This is a genomic window from Nocardia brasiliensis NBRC 14402 (assembly GCF_000308475.2).
GTDB classification, from domain to species: Bacteria; Actinomycetota; Actinomycetes; order Mycobacteriales; family Mycobacteriaceae; genus Nocardia; species Nocardia brasiliensis.
The window spans coordinates 1-15,831 of sequence record NZ_BAFT02000035.1 but is presented as its reverse complement, the minus strand read 5'-3'; the positions used below and the strand labels follow the sequence as shown (position 1 = coordinate 15,831).

Sequence of the window (15,831 nt, the reverse complement as noted above, 5' to 3'; positions counted from 1 at the left end):
CGATCACCGCTGTTTCGGCAGGCCGGGCGGATTTATCCGGGACTCGGTGACCTGCTCGGACTTCAGGCCCCACCGATCGATCACCTGCTGATAGGTGCCGTGCTCGATGGCGTAGTTCAGCGCGTGCTGGATCGCGGTGACCAGCCCGGTGTTCTTCTTGGTGAGCACCGCGATCTCGCCTTGCAGTGCGTCACCCGCACCGGAGAAGGTGGCCAGGATCTTGGTCTGATTCGCCGTGCTGGAGTGATAGATCGCCGTCGGATTCGGACCGATGTAGCCGTCCAGCCGTTGCGAGGCGAGCGCCAGGTAGTAGTCGCTGACCTGCTGGAAATACGCGATGTCGATGGGCGCCAGGCCGTCCGCGCGGTTCTGCTCGTTCCACTTCACCAGCAGCTGTTCCTGATTGGTGCCGGTGCCGACACCGATCCGCTTGCCCGCCAAGCTCTTACGGTCCTGATAGTCGAGGGTGCTCTGCTTGGGCACCTCCAGCGCGACCGTGTCGTTGCGGTAGGTGGCGAAGTCGTACTTCTCCTTGCGCTCCTCGGTCACCGTGACGTTGGAGATGAAGGCGTCCACCTCGCCGGAATCGATGCGGACGAAGTTCTGCGACCAATCCGCCACCTGCGCATCGAGTTTCAGCCCGAGGATATCGGCGATCAAGGAGGCGAAATCGACCTCCGAGCCGACGACGGTCTTGTCGTCGTCGGCGTAGAAACGCAGCGGCGGCGCGGTGCCGGACGCACCGGTCACCACCAGCGTGCCGCGGTCCCGGATCGCCTGCGGCACTTCGGCGGCGATGCTGTCCACCTTCTGCGCGCGGACACGGCCGGTCTGGGCGGCCGAAAGATCGAACGAGATCGCACCGGTGGGCTGGGTCTGCGACTCGGCCTCGGGATCGGTGCAGCCGGTGGCCAGCAGCACGACGACGGTCGCGGCGGCGGTGGCCAGGGCGGAAAGCTTCATCGGATACCTGTTCATCAGCGGACTCTGGAGAGGAACGCGCGGGTGCGCGGATGTTCGGGATGGTCGAGCACGGCCGCGGGCGGGCCCTGTTCCACGACGGCGCCCGCGTCGAGAAACACGACGGTGTCGGCGATCTCACGCGCGAAGCCGATCTCGTGGGTGACGATCACCAGCGCGGTGCCGCCCTGCGCGAGATCGCGGATCACGTCCAGCACCTCGCCGACCAGCTCCGGGTCGAGCGCGGAGGTCGGCTCGTCGAACAGGATCACGCGGGGCCGCAACGCGAGTGCGCGCGCGATCGCCACCCGTTGCTGCTGACCGCCGGACAACGTGCGCGGGTAGGCGCCCGCCAGCGCGCCGATGCCGACCCGGTCCAGCAGCACCCGCGCCTCGGCCTCGACCTCCTTGCGGTCGCGGCGCTGCGCGGAAAGCGGTGCCAGCGTGACGTTGTCGAGCACCGTCAGATGCGGGAACAGATTGAACTGCTGGAAGACGAAACCGATGCGGGAGCGCTGCTTTCGCACTTCCCGATCGGGCAGCGCGTGCAAGGTGTTGCGGCGCAGGCGATAGCCGATCAGCTCGCCGTCGATGTGCACGGTGCCGGCGTCCAGCGACTCCAGATGATTGATCACCCGCAGCAGCGTCGACTTGCCCGAACCCGACGGGCCGATCACCGTCACCACCTCGCCGGAGCGGACGGTCAGATCGATACCGCGCAACACCTCGTGCGCGCCGAAAGACTTGCGGACGCCGCGGACCTCGACGGCGGTGGCGGCGGTCATCGAGTCGCTCCTCGTGGTGCGGCGGAACCGGATTCGGCGATCTCGCGCAGTTTGAGCCGGACGCGCTGCAGCGGTGACGGTGGTGGCGTGCGCTGCGCGCCCTTGGCGTAGTGCCGTTCGATGTAGAACTGCGCCACCGACAGCACGGTGGTCAGCACGATGTACCAGGCGGTGGCGACCATGAGCAGCGGCACCACCCGGCCGTTGCGGCCGTAGATCACCTGCACCTGATAGAACAGTTCGGCGATCGCCATCACCGACACGATCGAAGTGCCCTTGAACAGGCTGATCACCTCGTTGGTCGCGTTCGGCAGGATGGACCGCATCGCCTGCGGGACCACGATCGTGCGGAACTGCCGAACCCGCGGAATACCCAGCGCCGCAGCGGCTTCCAGTTGACCCGCGTCCACCGAGATGATGCCCGCCCGGATGATCTCGGCCGAATACGCGGCCTGATGCAGCGCGAGCCCGATCACCGCCGCGGTGAAGCCGCTGATCACGCCGTTCACCTCGAACGTGAAAAACGCGGGGCCGAACGGGATCCCGACCGACAGCGTGTTGTAGAGGTAGGCGATGTTGAACCAGAACAGCAGCTGCACGATCAACGGGATCGAGCGGAACGCCCAGATGTAGCACCACGAGATCACCCGCAGCACCGGATTGTTCGACAGGCGTGCGATGGCCAGCGCGGTGCCGAGCAGAAAGCCGAGCGCGGTACCCCACGCGGTGAGTTCCAACGTCACCCGCAAGGCCGACAGGACCGACTTCGCGGTGATGTACTTCGCGAATGTCGGCCAATCCCAGCCGGGATTGGTCACCAGGCCGTGCACGAACTGGGCGAGCAGGATCAATGCGATCGCGCTGATCACCCAGCGCCACGGGTGCCAGGGCTTGGCCACGGTCGGTGCGGTTGTCTGCGCCGGGCTTTCGTGTTCGAACCGGGATGCCTTTGCGTCCTCGGCAGTTTCGCCGGCCAGGGCATCGGGGGCGGTGGACGCACTCATGACGCCACCCCGCCGAAGTTCGGCGGCGTCTCGACGGCCATGGCAGCTGGTCGCTCGCTGCGCTCACTCATGGTCGGGGTCCTTCGGAAGAACGAACGTGACCGCGCCGCGTCGGGCGCCGGTCGCATCACCCGGCCAGCGACGGGTGCACACTCTGGCTGTGGGTCAGCCTCGACAGCTCTGGGCGGTCACCTTGCACTGATCGATATGTCGGCGACCCCACCGGGTACTGCGGACAGCAGAGCTGATCACTTCGGTTCCTCCATCGGTCCCGGCGGAAGCACCCGCACCCGGTGAACCGGGGGGTTGCTGCGACGTCGACGAGCCAGGTCTCTCGGTCGCTCTGGATGGTTGACGCCGATCCGGACATCGGGCGACGCCAGGGTCGAGCCGAATTATCATGCCCAGCACGCAAACCCCGGCACAAGGAAACCGATCACCGTGAGCGTAGACCTTGCCGCCCCTCCCACCCCCCGCTATAACCAATAGCCGAACATGCGCTGAGTGCTCGCAGCACAGCCGCCCCGCCCCGCGCACCATCCCACCACCGCGGGAACAACCTGCCGCCGCGCCACCACACCGCGCCGCCGCCCCCCACAACTGGTACACCCGCCGCGCACGTCGTTACGAGGACCACCCTGCCGCACCTCGGGCGACCCCACCACCGCGCACCACCTCGCCATCGCGCACCAGCGACGTGCACGCGTTCGAAGCGCACGCCACCGAGGCCGACCTCGATGAGCTGCGCGCACGACTCGCGGCCGCCCGGCTGCCGGAACCCCATCCCGTAGCCGCGCACACGACGCCGCTGCCGCGCAGGCCACCCGGGCCGCGGCGCCGTGCCACCTCGCCGCGCGCACCGTCGCCGCACCGCGGGAACAACCCGCTGCCGCAAACAACCCGCTGCCGCGCTGCCGTGCGCGCCTCGCTACCGGCCCGCGGCCGCGCCGCCAGCTCTACCGCGCATTGCCGCGCTACCGCGCACCGCCGCGTCGCCGCGCCGCGTCGCCGCCGATGATCGCCTTTCTGCGCAACGTGGGGAGCCAACACAGGGGGAGGGCGGGGTGGGAGTGCGCTGGGGCAGGCACTGGGTGGAGAAGTGTGGACGACACGCCGGGAGGTAGCGATGTGGGATTTATCGTGGTGACGGCGTTTGCCGGAGTACCGTTCACCTCCCGGTCGTGTCGACGATGAGAAGAGGTCCCCGTGGCCGCAGCACTCCGCCTGACGATGCTCACGACAGCCGCGGCCTGCGCCCTCACCCTCGCGGCCACCGCCCCCACAGCCGCCACGCCAACCTCTGACCCCGCTGGCGCGCTCCCAGTTGTCGCCGCGTCTCAGTCTGCTGCTGCGTCTCAGCCTGCTGCTGCACCTCAGCCCGCTGCTGCGTCTCAGTCCGCTGCTGTTGTGCCCGGGGCCGGGGCTACTTCGGCGACTTCTGTTGCGGCACAGGCGGTAGCTGCTCCGCAGGGCACGGGCACAACAGCCGCGGGTGCTCAGTCGGTGGGTGGCCCGGCGGTTGCACTTGCGCCTCGGCTTGCGGCGGATCCTCAGGCCGTGGGTGCGCAGGGTGCCGCCGCGCCGCAGGCTTCGGTTGCGCCTGTTTCGCCCGGGGGCCGTGCCGGTCAGTCCGGGGAGACGGCTTCGGATTTGTTCGGGACTTATCAGGCTGCGGTGGATGGGTTGCGGGCGTTCGGGATGCAGCCGTTTCTGTATCCGACGGCGGCGGCGTTCTGTTTGGCGGGGACGACGCTAGGGCTGGCTCCGGCGGTGGCGGGGGCGGTGCCCGGCCCGTGGCCGAAGACGGCGATCACGTTGCCCGGGATCGATATGTCCGCCGTGAAGGCGGGGCAGACGATGTTCACGTTCATGCCGTACGGGCTCGGCCGCGACAGCGTGGACACCAGCGGGATGCGGGTCGCCTGGATGAACGTGACCACCGGGCGCGCAGGCATGGCGTCGATGGGTTCGCTTTCCGACGTTTTCCGCGCGATGGTGCCCCCTGAAGTTCCACCCGCCTTACGCCCCCTCGCCGAACGCGCCGTCCAGGACTTCTTCGCCGCCGCCATCCCCGTCGGCGGCATCCGCGCCGTCCCGGTCGACACCGGATCCGGCACCGTCCTCGCCGCGGTCTTCGGCACCGTCGAAAACGGCACCAACACCTGCCTCTTCCTCCCCACCGTAGGCATCACCGAGGTCCCCTGAACCTTCCCGCACCCCTTCCGCGTTCCCGCACCGGATCTGCCATGGCACAGCGGGTGCGAGAACGCGGAAAGGGTGCGGCGGATCAGAACGAGTGCGAGAACGCGGAAGGGGCGGCGCATCAGCACGGGGCGCACGCGAAAAAGCCGCGCCGCATCGGAAGGGCGCGTCTGCCCAACATCGCGGCGCTCCGTGGCCAACGCGACGAGTCGAGTTCGATGGCGTCGCTCCGCATCTGGGACTGCGCACCTATGGCTGAGCGCGCAGCATGTGTCCAACCATGGCGCGGCCTTGTGGGGCTCAGTGCGGTGCGCTGAGTTTCCGCACCCTTCTGCGTTCTCGCACCGGGCGGGTCAGCGAGTTGATGCATCTGGTCGATCGATCAGGAGGAACTGGTGGCGGAGGTCTCTCGGCCGATGCCGCCACCATTTCCTTCTGATCAACCGACCAGCTAGGCGCGCAGAGGGCACGGGGGATCAGGTGGGGAGGGGGCGGTCCTTCCACGTGAGGCGGCCGTGGTGGTGGGCGTGGTGGGAGCGGGTCCAGAGGCGCAGGTAGGTGGCGATGGACAGGGGGTGGCTTGCGGCGGCGGCGAGGTCGGCGGTGGTCGGGGGTCCGCCGCGTTCGAGGGAGCGGGCGAGGAGGCGGGCGGTGATGGCGGCGGTGTAGCCGAGCAGGGCGGTGCGGCGGGTGCGGCCGCGGGCGCAGAGGGCGGCCAACGGTGGGATCCAAAAAGCTAGGGCGGCAAGGGTTCCGATGAGGGAGCCGCCGGTTACTGTGCCGCCGTAGGCGGACCACAGCCAGCGGGTGTATCCGGCTTCCAGTTCGCTTGCGTCTCGGTACATTCGGGTGGTGGCCAGTGGGCCCGCGGCGACGAGGGCGGTGGGGTGGCCGGCGCGGCGCAGGGCGCGGGCGAGGTCGAGATCCTCGGTGGTGCTGGCGGCTACCGCGCTGTGCCCGCCGATGGCGCGGTAGGCGGCGGTATCGAAGACGAGGAACTGTCCGCAGGCCACCGCGGTGGACGGGCGCAGGCTCCGGTTCGCCACGGTGATCGGTAGCGAGGCGGCCCACGACCAGCACAGCAGCGGCTGTACCAGCGCTTCGGCGCAGGATCCGGCCCGCTGGAACGGCCACGGCGAGAGCAGTGCGACGCGGCGGCGGCGCAGTTCGGTGACCGCCGCCGCGATGGCGTCGGGCGCGAGCCGCACGTCCGCGTCGAGGAACACCAGCACCGGCGTCCGCACATCCTGGGCCAGCCGCGCGCACGCCGCCGCCTTGCCGGTCCACCCGTCTGCGGGCTCGGCGTCATTGCGCAACACCGTGATTCGCGGATCGCCCGCTGCCGCCTCGAGCGCCACGCCAGAGGTGTCGTCGGTCGACGCGTCGTCGAGCACCAGCACCCGCAGCCGCGCGACACCCCGCTGCGCCCGCAGGTCCGCGACCAACCCCGGCAGCCGTGCCGCCTCGTCGCGCGCCGGAACACACACGGTCACCGGCTCGATCACACTGTCCGCCTGAACAGTCAACCGCCGCACCGTAACCCAGTTGAACGCCGCAATCCCGGCACCGAGCAGCGCCACCCCACTCCCCGCCGAAGTCAGCAACGCCCACACGTCGGCCACGCGTACCGTCAACCGCCGCAAGACAACCCAACTTCCCGCAGCATCGCCGCACCGCCCACCTTCACATCGCTTCCCCCCGACGTCGGCAACGTCCCCATGTCGGCCGCACGTGCCATCAACTGCGGCAAGGCAATCCGGCCTGCTGCTGCACCGACTGCCCCTGTATCGCTTCTCATCGGGGTGGGCGACGTGTGCAGGTCGGGCGTCCGTGTCGTCAATCGCGAGGCAATCCGGTCTTCCGTCGCACCGACTGCCCTCACTTCGCCACCCACCGACGGTGGCAATCCCCCTCGGCATCCACACGTGCCGTCGACCGCCGCAAGATAACCCAACCTGATCCTGCATCGACTGCCCCCGCACCAGCGGTCGCCGACGCCGGCGATGCGACCGTATCGGCACCTTGTTCCAGCGAGCGCCGCGCGGCAATCCGTCCTTCGTCGGCACCACCAGTACTGGCAGCTCCCGCAGCGGCCTCCGCTGGTGACAGCGATATCGGCAGGCAGGCCCCCGGTGTTGTTGATCGTCGCTGGGTGATCCGGCTGTCTATGGGAAATCCGGCGTCGGCATGCTCCACGCCGATCTGTGCCGTCTGCTTGCCTGCCCGTGCTGTCGAGCGGCACAGGATGATCCGGCTGTCTACGGCAGTCTCCACGCCGGTCCTCGCTGAGGCCAACGCTATCGGCATGCCAGCAGCCCGTGTTGCCAACCGGCGCACAGTGATCCGGCCCTCACCGGCCCAGCGCAACCTTGTGTCGGCGGACACCCTCAGATCTACCAGCGGTTCTGTTTGACGGTGCGCCACCAGCGGCTCCAGGAGAATCCGGTCGGGGCGCCGGGGGCCGCGGGGTTGCGGTCCATGTAGGCCATGGCGGCGATGATCGCGGCTACCGCGAGGGTGATGCCACCGACGATGCCTGCCCAGCCCGCGAAGGAGCGGGTGTTGGGGTCGGCGTAGCTGACTTCGGCGCGCAGGGTGGAGACGTCGCCGGGCGGCAGTTTCCAGGACACGATGTTGTCGCCCTCGCGGTTGCCGTTGGTCTTGGCGACGCGGGCCGGGAACGCGACGGTGAACTGGACGTCGGAGCCGTGCGGCGGCACGGATTTCAGGTCGACCCGGCCGCTGAGGCTGACCAGGTCGCCGGTGCGCTGGAACTGCAACTGGAACATGCCCTGGGTCTGTTCGGACAGCTGACCCAGTTGGGCGACTTCGCCGAAGGACATGTCTTCGAAGAACACCTGACTGCCCATGTAGCCGTCCTGGCTGTAGGGCTCCACTCGCACCTTCGCGGCGAGCGAATCGGGGGCCTTCAACTGCGGGCCCTTGTCTTTGGGATCGGTCGGCACGACCGCGGCGACGATCCGACCGGAGACCCGATCATTGGACGAGACACCCATCGACACCTGCACGCGCAGGCAGCCCGCGAGGACCGGAACCAGCAATGCCGTGAGCAAGACGGCCGCGGCGATACGCCTGGCGAGGCGGGGCGTCCGCGGCGACGGTAGGACCGGGGCATCGGGGATCGTGGTGACGGGACTCGGCTGCACGCAGACATCGTGCCAGGCCGTTCGTCCAGATGCCCACGCGACGGGCGGAACGAGGTTCATCGGGCTGTGCGGGCAGCGCGTAGGCCTCGGTTTTCGTACCGCCGGCGGTACCGCAGCAGCAGCGGAACACCGAGCAGACCGAGCCCGATTCCGCCGTAGCAGGCGGAGTAGGGCAGTCCGAGGAACACCGCGTGCGCGAGCGCCGACCCGAGCCATGTCCACAGGAACACGGCGACGGGCACCAGCACGTCGATTTCGGAGTCCGATCCGGGTGTTGTCCTGTCGAGCCCTGCTGACAAATTGTCGAGCCCCGCAGACGCCGCCGTGCGGCGGGCCCATACGGTGAGCAGTGCGCCCATCACCAGCGCCACGCCGAACCAGCCGAGGTAGTTGGTGTACGGGATGTGCGCGAGTCCGGGCAGTCCGGCGTCGGTGGCGCACCAGGTCCACTGTCCGTCGGCGACCATCTGCGGATCGAGGAACAGATCCCAGCCGATCGCGCCGATCGCGGTGAGCCCGATCCGCCGCACGGGGCCGCGCACCAGCAGCCCGGCCACCACCCACACCGGATAGAGCCCGCCGGTCCAGGCCAGCGCGACCACCAGCGGCACCCCGCTCAGTGCAGGCCCGAGCCGGTCCGCCGCGTACGCATAGCACCCGAACGGCAAACCCGTTGCCGTGCCGACGATCTCGGCGAGCAGCCCGAGCCCCGACACGATCACCGCGAACCCGAGCGCGAACCGGAGCCCCCGGGTCGCCGTCGCATGCGCCAACGCTGTACCCGCCGAAAGCAGTACGACAACCACGGTGACCCGATCGCGGCCGGTGCCCGAAGTCAGCGGATAACTGATCTGCGCGAGCACCAGCAGCACCGCGTACGCGGCGGGCACGAGGAACCGTGCCGTCCGCCGGACTGCGGGTTCGGTGCCGAGTGCCTCGGTCTGCGACTGTGCTGCCGATGTTGCGCCGCGATTCGGTGCCACCTCGGTCGGCGCGACGGGTGGGGCGACCGGAACCTTTGTCGGCTGCCCCGTCATCGCCTCGGTCGGCCCGTTCATCGCCTGCGCGGCAACGCGAATCGGCTGCGCCGCTGATCGCGCAGCAGCAATGCGGCCGCACTGCGACCACTCGCCCCCGAGACCCCGCCGCCCGGGTGGGTGGACGCGCCGGTGAGATACAGACCGGGCGCACCGGGCACCCGCTGCCCGGACAGCTCCGGCAGCGGCCGCCACAGCATCATCTGATCCAGCGACATCTCCACGTGCATCACATTGCCGCCGAGCAGACCCATCTCCCGCTCCAGATCGACCGGCGTCTGCACGTGGCGACGCAGCACCGAGCCGGCGAAACCCGGTGCATAGGAGTCGACTTCGGCGATGATCCGATCCGCTTCGCGTTCCGCGTGCGCCGCCCAGGCGCTGCCGTCGGCCAGCCGGTAGGGATGCCACTGCGCCCATAGCGAGAGCTGATGTTCGCCGGGCGCGGCGATGCTCGGGTCCAGCGCGCTGAAGCTCATCGCCAGCACCACCGGGCGCGGCGGCAGGTCACCGGCAGTGGCCGCGCCGTGCGCGAGCCGCAGCTGCCTGCGATCGGAGACGAGAAATTGCAGGCCCCTGGCTGATTCGTCGGGGGAGCTGCCGGGGTAGTGCGGCAACCCGCTGGTGGCCGCCCGCACCACCATGCCGATGCCGGGGCCGACCCGGATGCGCCGCCGCCAATCCTCGAGCACCGCCGCGTCGAATCCGCCGTCGCGCAACAGGTCCAGCGTGGTCAGCACATGGGTGCCCGCGATCACCTTGTCGGCGTGCAGGTCTCGGCCCGCGGCGGTGCGCACCCGCCAGCCGTTGCCGGTGCGACGCAGGCTGGTCACCGCGTCGCCCGCCGTCACCACGCCGCCGTCCGAGCGCAGCCGGGCGACCAGCGCCGCGGCCAGTGCGCCACTGCCGCCGACCGCACGCCCGGGCGGCAGGGTGTGCATCAGCGCGGCGAATCCGACCATCGGCGCGGTGCCGGGTTCCGACATCGGCGGCCCGGACTGCGCGCCGAACCAGGCCAGCGACGCCTTGAGCCGTTCGTCCTCGAAGGAGCTGTCCAGCAAGGCGTCACCGGACTGCAGGAACTCGCGGGAGAGCGCGCTGCCGCCGTTCTTCGCGTCCAGCCCCCAGAACGAGCGCATCAGCCGGCCCGGTGTCGGGCCGCCGCGGAACGCGCGCATCACCCGGGCGCTGCGCGGACCCCACACCTCGACGAAGCGCCGGTACGCCGCGGCCTCACGGTCGCCGCAGGCCGCGGCGATGGACGCGCAGGTGGCGTCGAGATCACGGTGGAAGACCAGGGGCGCGCGATCGCCGACGGCGGGGGTGAAACCCCATGGGTCACAGTCGATGTAGCGCAGTCCGAAGTCGGCCAGCTCGAGTTCTTCGATGATCCCGGTGTGCCGGATCATGATGTGGGCGGAGGACCCCCGGTCGACCTGATGGCCGGGGAACCGCTCGACCGTCGACACCGCGCCGCCGAGCACGTCGTCGCGTTCGAGCACCTCGACCGCGTGCCCGGCGCGCGCCAGGTAGCAGGCGGCGACCAGCGCGTTGTGACCGGAACCTACGACGACGACCGTCACGTGACCCTCACGGCTGCTCGGCCGTCCCGTAGAGCGGCAACCGCCGGCCGAGGATGGCGAAGGGCCGGTTGTCGCCCGCGAACACGAAATTCCGCACCACGTCGCCGAATCCCTGGCGTCGATACAGCCGCCAGGCCCGGTTGTCCTCCCCGTCCACCTCGGGTGTGGACAGCAGCACCGCCTGTTCGGGGCGGTCGCGCAGCAGCCGTTCGAGCAGCGTGGCGCCGATGCCGCGACCCTGTGCGGTGGGGTGCACGTGCAGCTCGGTCAGTTCGAAGTAATCCGAAAGGAGCTCGCGCGCAGAGTGTTCCGGCCAGCCGGAGCGCCGCATCCCGCTGTGCACCTGCTGGTGCCACCACTGGTGCGCCGCGCCCCGGTAGCCGTAGGCGATCGCCACGATGGGCGCCGAACGTAGGTCGACCTCGCCGGAATCCTCGGGGACCACCGCGGCGACCGCCTGCCACCCGGCCCGGGTGGTGTGCTCGGTCCACATGGGCGCGCGATGGTGTTCGGTGCCGCGCGGATAGTCCATCGCCGCGACGTACACCGCCAGCGCATCGTGCAGCCGGGAGCGCAGGGTCGCGACGGAGAGGTCGACGACGACGGGTGCGGGAGTGTGATTGGGCTTGACGGCGGTCATAACTCTCGTCGGTCCACAGCGCAGGCGCGGAAGTTTGTCGGTGGGCGTCTCTATATTCAATCTCAATTCAAACGTTCGAATACCTGTTCGGTCACACCAAGGCTGTGTTGGCTCCAGGTGCTCAGGTCGTGAAGGGACTCCGGAGATGTCTGGTCGGATCGAACATCCGGGGCAGCCCGGTCGTGCGGGCAAGCTCCTGAAGCGAGCGGATGGCCTGCTCATGCAGGCCGCGGGGGAGCGAGACCCGCGGGAACGATTCCGCACCGCCTATCTCGCCGCGTTGCGGGGCGCGGGCGCGGTGATCGCGCTCACCGGAGCGGACAACGCGCCGCGGGCGCGTTCGCGCAACGCGTGGGTGCTCATGCAGGGCGCCGCGCCCGAGTTCACGATGTGGGCCGATTACTTCAGCTCGCGCTCGGAGTTGCGCGCCGCGCTGGAGGCCGGACTCGATCGTGATGTCGACGACGACGAGGCCGACGAGTTCTCTTCGCGGGTAGGCGCATTCCTGCACGACGTGGAAGATCTGCTGTCCGCATCAGCCCGTTTGCGACCCGCGCCGGGCTGGACGGGCGGCTTGACCGGATAGTGACAGGCGGCACGACCGCATAGTTATGGTCGACTAGGTGGTACGCCCCTGATCGAACTCGTATCATTGGTGGGAGATAGCCGCCAAGGTCGGCTATCTGTCGCCTACCCGGAGGCGACAGCCACGCCTAGTGCCGGGGGAGGTACCGTGCCACTCTCCGAGCACGAGCAGCGCATGCTCGAACAGATCGAGAGCGCGCTCTATGCTGAGGATCCGAAGTTCGCGTCGTCCGTCCGCGGCGGACGCCTTCGCTCGACCTCGAGTCGTCGCAGACTCCAGGCCGCGGCCTTGTTCGTCCTTGGTCTGTTTCTACTCGTCGCCGGCATCGCTGCTCCAGTGAAGCCGGGCGGCTTTCCGATCATCAGTCTGGTCGGATTCATCGTGATGTTCGCCGCGGGCGTGCTCCTGCTGCTCGGCGGATCCAAGGGCATCACCAAGGGCGATCGGTCCGGCGGCGATGCCGCTCCCGGTGGTCCGAGCAGCGGACCGAGTGGGCGTAGCCGCCAACGAAAGTCGGGCGGCTTCTCCGAGCGCATGGAAGATCGCTTCCGGCGCCGGTTCGAGCAGGAGTAGCGCTCGCCAGCGGGTTCGGTTCGGGTCTGGCGATTCGCACCCACCGCGACGAACGGCTTGCTCGTAGCCTGACAACTTCAGCACAGACGGCGACGCCGCACCGACGAGGTGCGGCGTCGCCGTCTCGCGTCCGCGGTGGTCCCATCAAGATCCCCACCCGGCCCCACCGAGATCCCCCACCTCGCCCCACCAAGATTCCCCACACCGCCCCACGCGGTTCCCCCGCATCACCCCGTCATCGGCCGAGCCGGACCGCACCTGGGGTGTTTGCTGGGTGTTTCCGGGCGTTTGTCCAGGCGTACCGTGCGTGTCGGCAGAACACGCAAAAAGTTCTCCACCTGGGTGATAGCTGGGATGACCTGCGGAATCGTCTGAGCGGGGAGCCAGATCACCGGCGGTTTCGATTGAAAGTGGGGGAAAGTGGGGTAATGTGGAGCGCGCACCACAGGAAAGGCCGACCATCGAGGTGATCGACTAGGGAGGTATCGAGTTGTTTCTCGGTACCTACACACCTCGCTTGGACGACAAGGGGCGACTCACGTTGCCTGCGAAATTTCGAGACGATCTGGCGGGAGGGTTGATGGTCACGAAGGGTCAAGACCACAGCCTTGCCGTGTACCCCAGAGAAGAGTTCACCGCGCTCGCCCGGCGAGCCGCGGCGGCGTCTCGGAGTAACCCGCAGGCCCGCGCGTTCGTCCGGGCACTCGCGGCCGGTACGGACGAACAGCGTCCGGACGCGCAGGGCCGGATCGTGTTGTCGGCCGAACATCGTCGCTACGCGAACCTGCAACGGGATTGCGTGGTGATCGGCTCGGTCGATTTCCTCGAAATATGGGACAAGCAGGCGTGGGACTCCTACCTCGCCGAGCACGAGGAGGACTTCTCGCAAGCGAGAGACGAGTCGCTGGGCGGAATCTTCTAGCCCCGAGCGAACGAGTGCCGCGCGGCCTCTGCCCGGACGCGGACCCTGACGTACTTCCCCGACGCCAGGTGCCGCGGCTCGGTCAGAGACCACGGGGCATTCGTCTCCGGCAACGGTTTCTTATGCAAAAGCATTGCGGAACAAGGCGACCCGTGCGCGGTGCGCGACGAAGCGAGGCAGATCCCGGGAGGTCGAGGTGAACCATGGACAGCACCTGGACGACCCGCGTGAGCCTCGCCATATTCCCGTTCTGCTCGGCCGTGCCGATGCGCTGCTCGGTCCCGCGCTCACCGAGCCGGGCGCGGTCTACCTCGACGCGACCCTCGGATTAGGCGGGCACGCCGAACATTTCCTGCGCACCTATCCGGGCCTGCGGCTGGTGGGGCTGGACCGCGACACCACGGCGCTGAAACTGGCCGGTGACCGGCTCGCCCCGTTCGCCGACCGAATCACCTTGGTGCACACCCGATATGACGGCATCGCCGACGCGTTGAGCGAGGCGGGGCTGAGCGCCGTCGGCTCGGTCTCCGGCATCCTGATGGACCTGGGTGTGTCGTCGATGCAGCTCGACGAGGCCGACCGCGGTTTTGCGTACTCGATCGACGCGCCGCTGGACATGCGGATGGACCCGACCACCGGCCCGACCGCCGCCGATGTGCTCAACACCTACAGCCACGGCGATCTGGCCCGGGTGCTGAAAACCTATGGGGAGGAACGCTTCGCGGGCAAGATCGCCTCCGAGGTGCTGCGCCGTCGTCAGCAGCAGCCGTTCACCACCAGCGCCGAGCTGGTCGAACTGCTGTATGCGACGATCCCTGCCGCGACCCGGCGGACCGGCGGGCATCCGGCCAAACGCACCTTCCAGGCGTTGCGGGTGGAGGTGAACAGCGAGCTCGATTCGCTGCGCGCCGCGCTGCCCGCCGCCCTGGACGCGCTGCGGGTGGGCGGCCGGATCGTCGTCATGTCGTATCAGTCGCTGGAAGACAAGGTGGTCAAGCAGGAGTTCGCGCCGCGCGCGGCCTCCCGGACCCCGGTGGATCTGCCCGTCGAATTGCCGGGCATGGGACCGGAATTCCGGATGCTGACCCGCGGCGCCGAGAAGGCGACCGAGGCGGAGATCGAGGAGAACCCGCGCGCCGCTCCGGTTCGGATGCGCGCCGCTGAGCGAATCCAGGAGCGGGGATGAGACGCGTACCCGTGGCGCTCGCCCTCGTGGCCGAGCGCGGATGGCCCACATGGACACGTGGCCGATCGAGACACGTCCAGGCGTGCGCTCCTTCGGCTGAGCCGATGCGGGTCCGTCCCGCATCGTTCGCAGGAGGCCGGGAGAGACACGCAGCCGCTGTCGTCTTCCGGCGGACCGGGTGCGGGGCCTGGACAAGGGAGGCCGGACGTCCCGCACAGACTCTCGAGGGGACTGGAACATGAGAGAACGAAGTGAGCGAATCATGTGCCAGCGTGCCATGCACATGATGGAGCCGAGCGCCAGCGAGGCGCAGTCATGAGCATTCGGACGCGGACCGTTCAGACGCCCGGGCGCATCGCGCGCCGGGCGCACGAGTCCGAGCGGGTGAAGTCGGGCGCCGCGCAGCGGGCCTACGCACGGCGCCGGACGCGCGCCGAAAGCCGTTCGGACGCACCCGATCTGCCACTGCGGCAGGGTTCGGTCATGGCCACGCGGATTCCGTTCGTGGTGGCGATCATCGCGCTGCTGGGCTGCGGCTTGGCCTTGACGCTGCTGTTGACCACCCGGGCCGCCGAGGACAGCTACCAGCTCGGCGACATCCGGGCCACCAACAAGCGTCTCGCCGACGAGCGCGCGGCCCTGCAGCGCGAGGTGGAGGGCGCCGATTCCGCGCCCGAGCTGGCCGCCCGCGCCCGCGAGCTCGGCATGATCCCGGCCAAGGATCCGGCCCGCATCGTGGTCGCCCCGGACGGCACCGTGACCGTGATCGGCAAGCCCACGCCGGCGGAGGGGCCACCGGTGCCGCCGTTGAACGTGTCGCCGTCCGCGCCGGTGCCGCCGCCCGCGAACAACGCCCAGGCGCGCGGTGAGCGCGTGATGCCGGTCACGACCACGCCGACCCCAGCCCCACTTCCGGCTCCCGGCACCAACATTCAGGCCAATGCGGCACCGGTGAGCCCCGTGCCCGCCAGCCCGGTGCCGCCGTCGCCGGTACCGGTCGCGCCACAGGCCGAGGCCGGGCCGCAGGCCGAAACGCCGCACCAGCCTGTCGATCCCGCTCAGGCGCTGCTGGAAAGCCCGCAGCCGCAAACACTTCCGGGTGACGGAGGCCAACGGTGACGCAGACCAGGCCCGCACCGCGTCAGCGCCGCGGGCCTGGTCCGGCCCGGACCGCACGGTCCCGCCC

At 69.3% G+C, this 15,831-nt stretch carries 14 protein-coding genes and 1 riboswitch; of the genes, 6 read left to right on the top strand and 8 right to left on the bottom strand.

Annotation, left to right across the window (positions count from 1 at the left end; genetic code table 11):
* Nucleotides 1–3 precede the first annotated feature (3 nt).
* From TY25_RS10340 to TY25_RS10330, 3 genes are read right to left on the bottom strand one after another with little or no spacing between them, the layout of a single operon-like run.
* On the bottom strand, nt 4–978 hold the full coding sequence (locus tag TY25_RS10340; RefSeq protein WP_042255711.1) for an ABC transporter substrate-binding protein: 975 nt from the start codon (nt 976–978) through the stop codon (nt 4–6).
* Nucleotides 978–1,745 (bottom strand): amino acid ABC transporter ATP-binding protein, encoded by a 768-nt coding sequence (locus TY25_RS10335; protein WP_042255710.1) that lies wholly within the window; start codon nt 1,743–1,745, stop codon nt 978–980. The genes TY25_RS10340 and TY25_RS10335 overlap by 1 nt, the downstream gene beginning before the upstream one ends.
* Nucleotides 1,742–2,749, bottom strand: coding sequence for an amino acid ABC transporter permease (locus TY25_RS10330; protein WP_172595777.1), 1,008 nt, complete (start codon nt 2,747–2,749; stop codon nt 1,742–1,744). Before TY25_RS10330 ends, TY25_RS10335 begins: the two co-directional genes overlap by 4 nt.
* Nucleotides 2,750–3,008: 259 nt before the next feature.
* Nucleotides 3,009–3,103: riboswitch (SAM riboswitch) on the bottom strand.
* Nucleotides 3,104–4,423: 1,320 nt separating this feature from the next.
* On the opposite strand from TY25_RS10330, the gene TY25_RS10325 reads away from it, so the two are divergent.
* A complete protein-coding gene (locus TY25_RS10325) occupies nt 4,424–4,954 on the top strand; it encodes a hypothetical protein (RefSeq protein ID WP_226887439.1) in 531 nt (176 codons plus the stop codon).
* Between the two features lie 473 nt (nt 4,955–5,427).
* On the opposite strand, the gene TY25_RS10320 is transcribed toward TY25_RS10325, so the two are convergent.
* The 5 genes from TY25_RS10320 to TY25_RS10300 all read right to left on the bottom strand — a co-directional run bounded on the left by TY25_RS10320 (nt 5,428) and on the right by TY25_RS10300 (nt 11,378).
* On the bottom strand, nt 5,428–6,585 hold the full coding sequence (locus TY25_RS10320) for a glycosyltransferase family 2 protein (RefSeq protein ID WP_226887438.1): 1,158 nt from the start codon (nt 6,583–6,585) through the stop codon (nt 5,428–5,430).
* 759 nt (nt 6,586–7,344) lie between these two features.
* Nucleotides 7,345–8,118 carry an LppM family (lipo)protein gene (locus tag TY25_RS10315; RefSeq protein ID WP_063602717.1) on the bottom strand — a complete coding sequence of 258 codons (774 nt, stop codon included), beginning with the start codon at nt 8,116–8,118 and terminating at the stop codon, nt 7,345–7,347.
* 56 nt (nt 8,119–8,174) lie between these two features.
* Entirely contained in the window at nt 8,175–9,176 is a 1,002-nt protein-coding gene (locus tag TY25_RS10310) for a carotenoid biosynthesis protein (protein ID WP_172595778.1), read from the bottom strand.
* Nucleotides 9,173–10,738, bottom strand: coding sequence for a phytoene desaturase family protein (locus TY25_RS10305; RefSeq protein WP_042255709.1), 1,566 nt, complete (start codon nt 10,736–10,738; stop codon nt 9,173–9,175). Before TY25_RS10305 ends, TY25_RS10310 begins: the two co-directional genes overlap by 4 nt.
* Before the next feature lie 7 nt (nt 10,739–10,745).
* Entirely contained in the window at nt 10,746–11,378 is a 633-nt protein-coding gene (locus TY25_RS10300; RefSeq protein WP_042255708.1) for a GNAT family N-acetyltransferase, read from the bottom strand.
* A 145-nt stretch (nt 11,379–11,523) separates the two neighbouring features.
* Between TY25_RS10300 and TY25_RS10295 the strand changes: the two genes are divergently transcribed.
* From TY25_RS10295 to ftsL, 5 genes are all read left to right on the top strand, one after another.
* On the top strand, nt 11,524–11,964 hold the full coding sequence (locus TY25_RS10295) for an SAV_6107 family HEPN domain-containing protein (protein ID WP_041562568.1): 441 nt from the start codon (nt 11,524–11,526) through the stop codon (nt 11,962–11,964).
* A gap of 147 nt (nt 11,965–12,111) precedes the next feature.
* On the top strand, nt 12,112–12,537 hold the full coding sequence (locus tag TY25_RS10290; protein ID WP_042255707.1) for an SCO2097 family morphological protein: 426 nt from the start codon (nt 12,112–12,114) through the stop codon (nt 12,535–12,537).
* A gap of 490 nt (nt 12,538–13,027) precedes the next feature.
* Nucleotides 13,028–13,459: a division/cell wall cluster transcriptional repressor MraZ gene (gene mraZ, locus TY25_RS10285; RefSeq protein WP_014983152.1), complete on the top strand. Its 432-nt coding sequence runs from the start codon at nt 13,028–13,030 to the stop codon at nt 13,457–13,459.
* 196 nt (nt 13,460–13,655) lie between these two features.
* Nucleotides 13,656–14,645, top strand: coding sequence for a 16S rRNA (cytosine(1402)-N(4))-methyltransferase RsmH (gene rsmH, locus TY25_RS10280; protein WP_042255706.1), 990 nt, complete (start codon nt 13,656–13,658; stop codon nt 14,643–14,645).
* A 315-nt stretch (nt 14,646–14,960) separates the two neighbouring features.
* Entirely contained in the window at nt 14,961–15,764 is an 804-nt protein-coding gene (ftsL, locus tag TY25_RS10275) for a cell division protein FtsL (protein WP_052382903.1), read from the top strand.
* Nucleotides 15,765–15,831 lie beyond the last annotated feature (67 nt).

Coding starts and splice junctions, on each gene's coding strand:
- TY25_RS10300 (WP_042255708.1), bottom strand. CDS start 11,378: ATGACCGCCGTCAAGCCCAATCACACTCCCGCACCCGTCGTCGTCGAC.
- TY25_RS10310 (WP_172595778.1), bottom strand. CDS start 9,176: ATGAACGGGCCGACCGAGGCGATGACGGGGCAGCCGACAAAGGTTCCG.
- TY25_RS10295 (WP_041562568.1), top strand. CDS start 11,524: ATGTCTGGTCGGATCGAACATCCGGGGCAGCCCGGTCGTGCGGGCAAG.
- TY25_RS10330 (WP_172595777.1), bottom strand. CDS start 2,749: ATGAGTGCGTCCACCGCCCCCGATGCCCTGGCCGGCGAAACTGCCGAG.
- ftsL (WP_052382903.1), top strand. CDS start 14,961: ATGAGCATTCGGACGCGGACCGTTCAGACGCCCGGGCGCATCGCGCGC.
- TY25_RS10340 (WP_042255711.1), bottom strand. CDS start 978: ATGAACAGGTATCCGATGAAGCTTTCCGCCCTGGCCACCGCCGCCGCG.
- TY25_RS10335 (WP_042255710.1), bottom strand. CDS start 1,745: ATGACCGCCGCCACCGCCGTCGAGGTCCGCGGCGTCCGCAAGTCTTTC.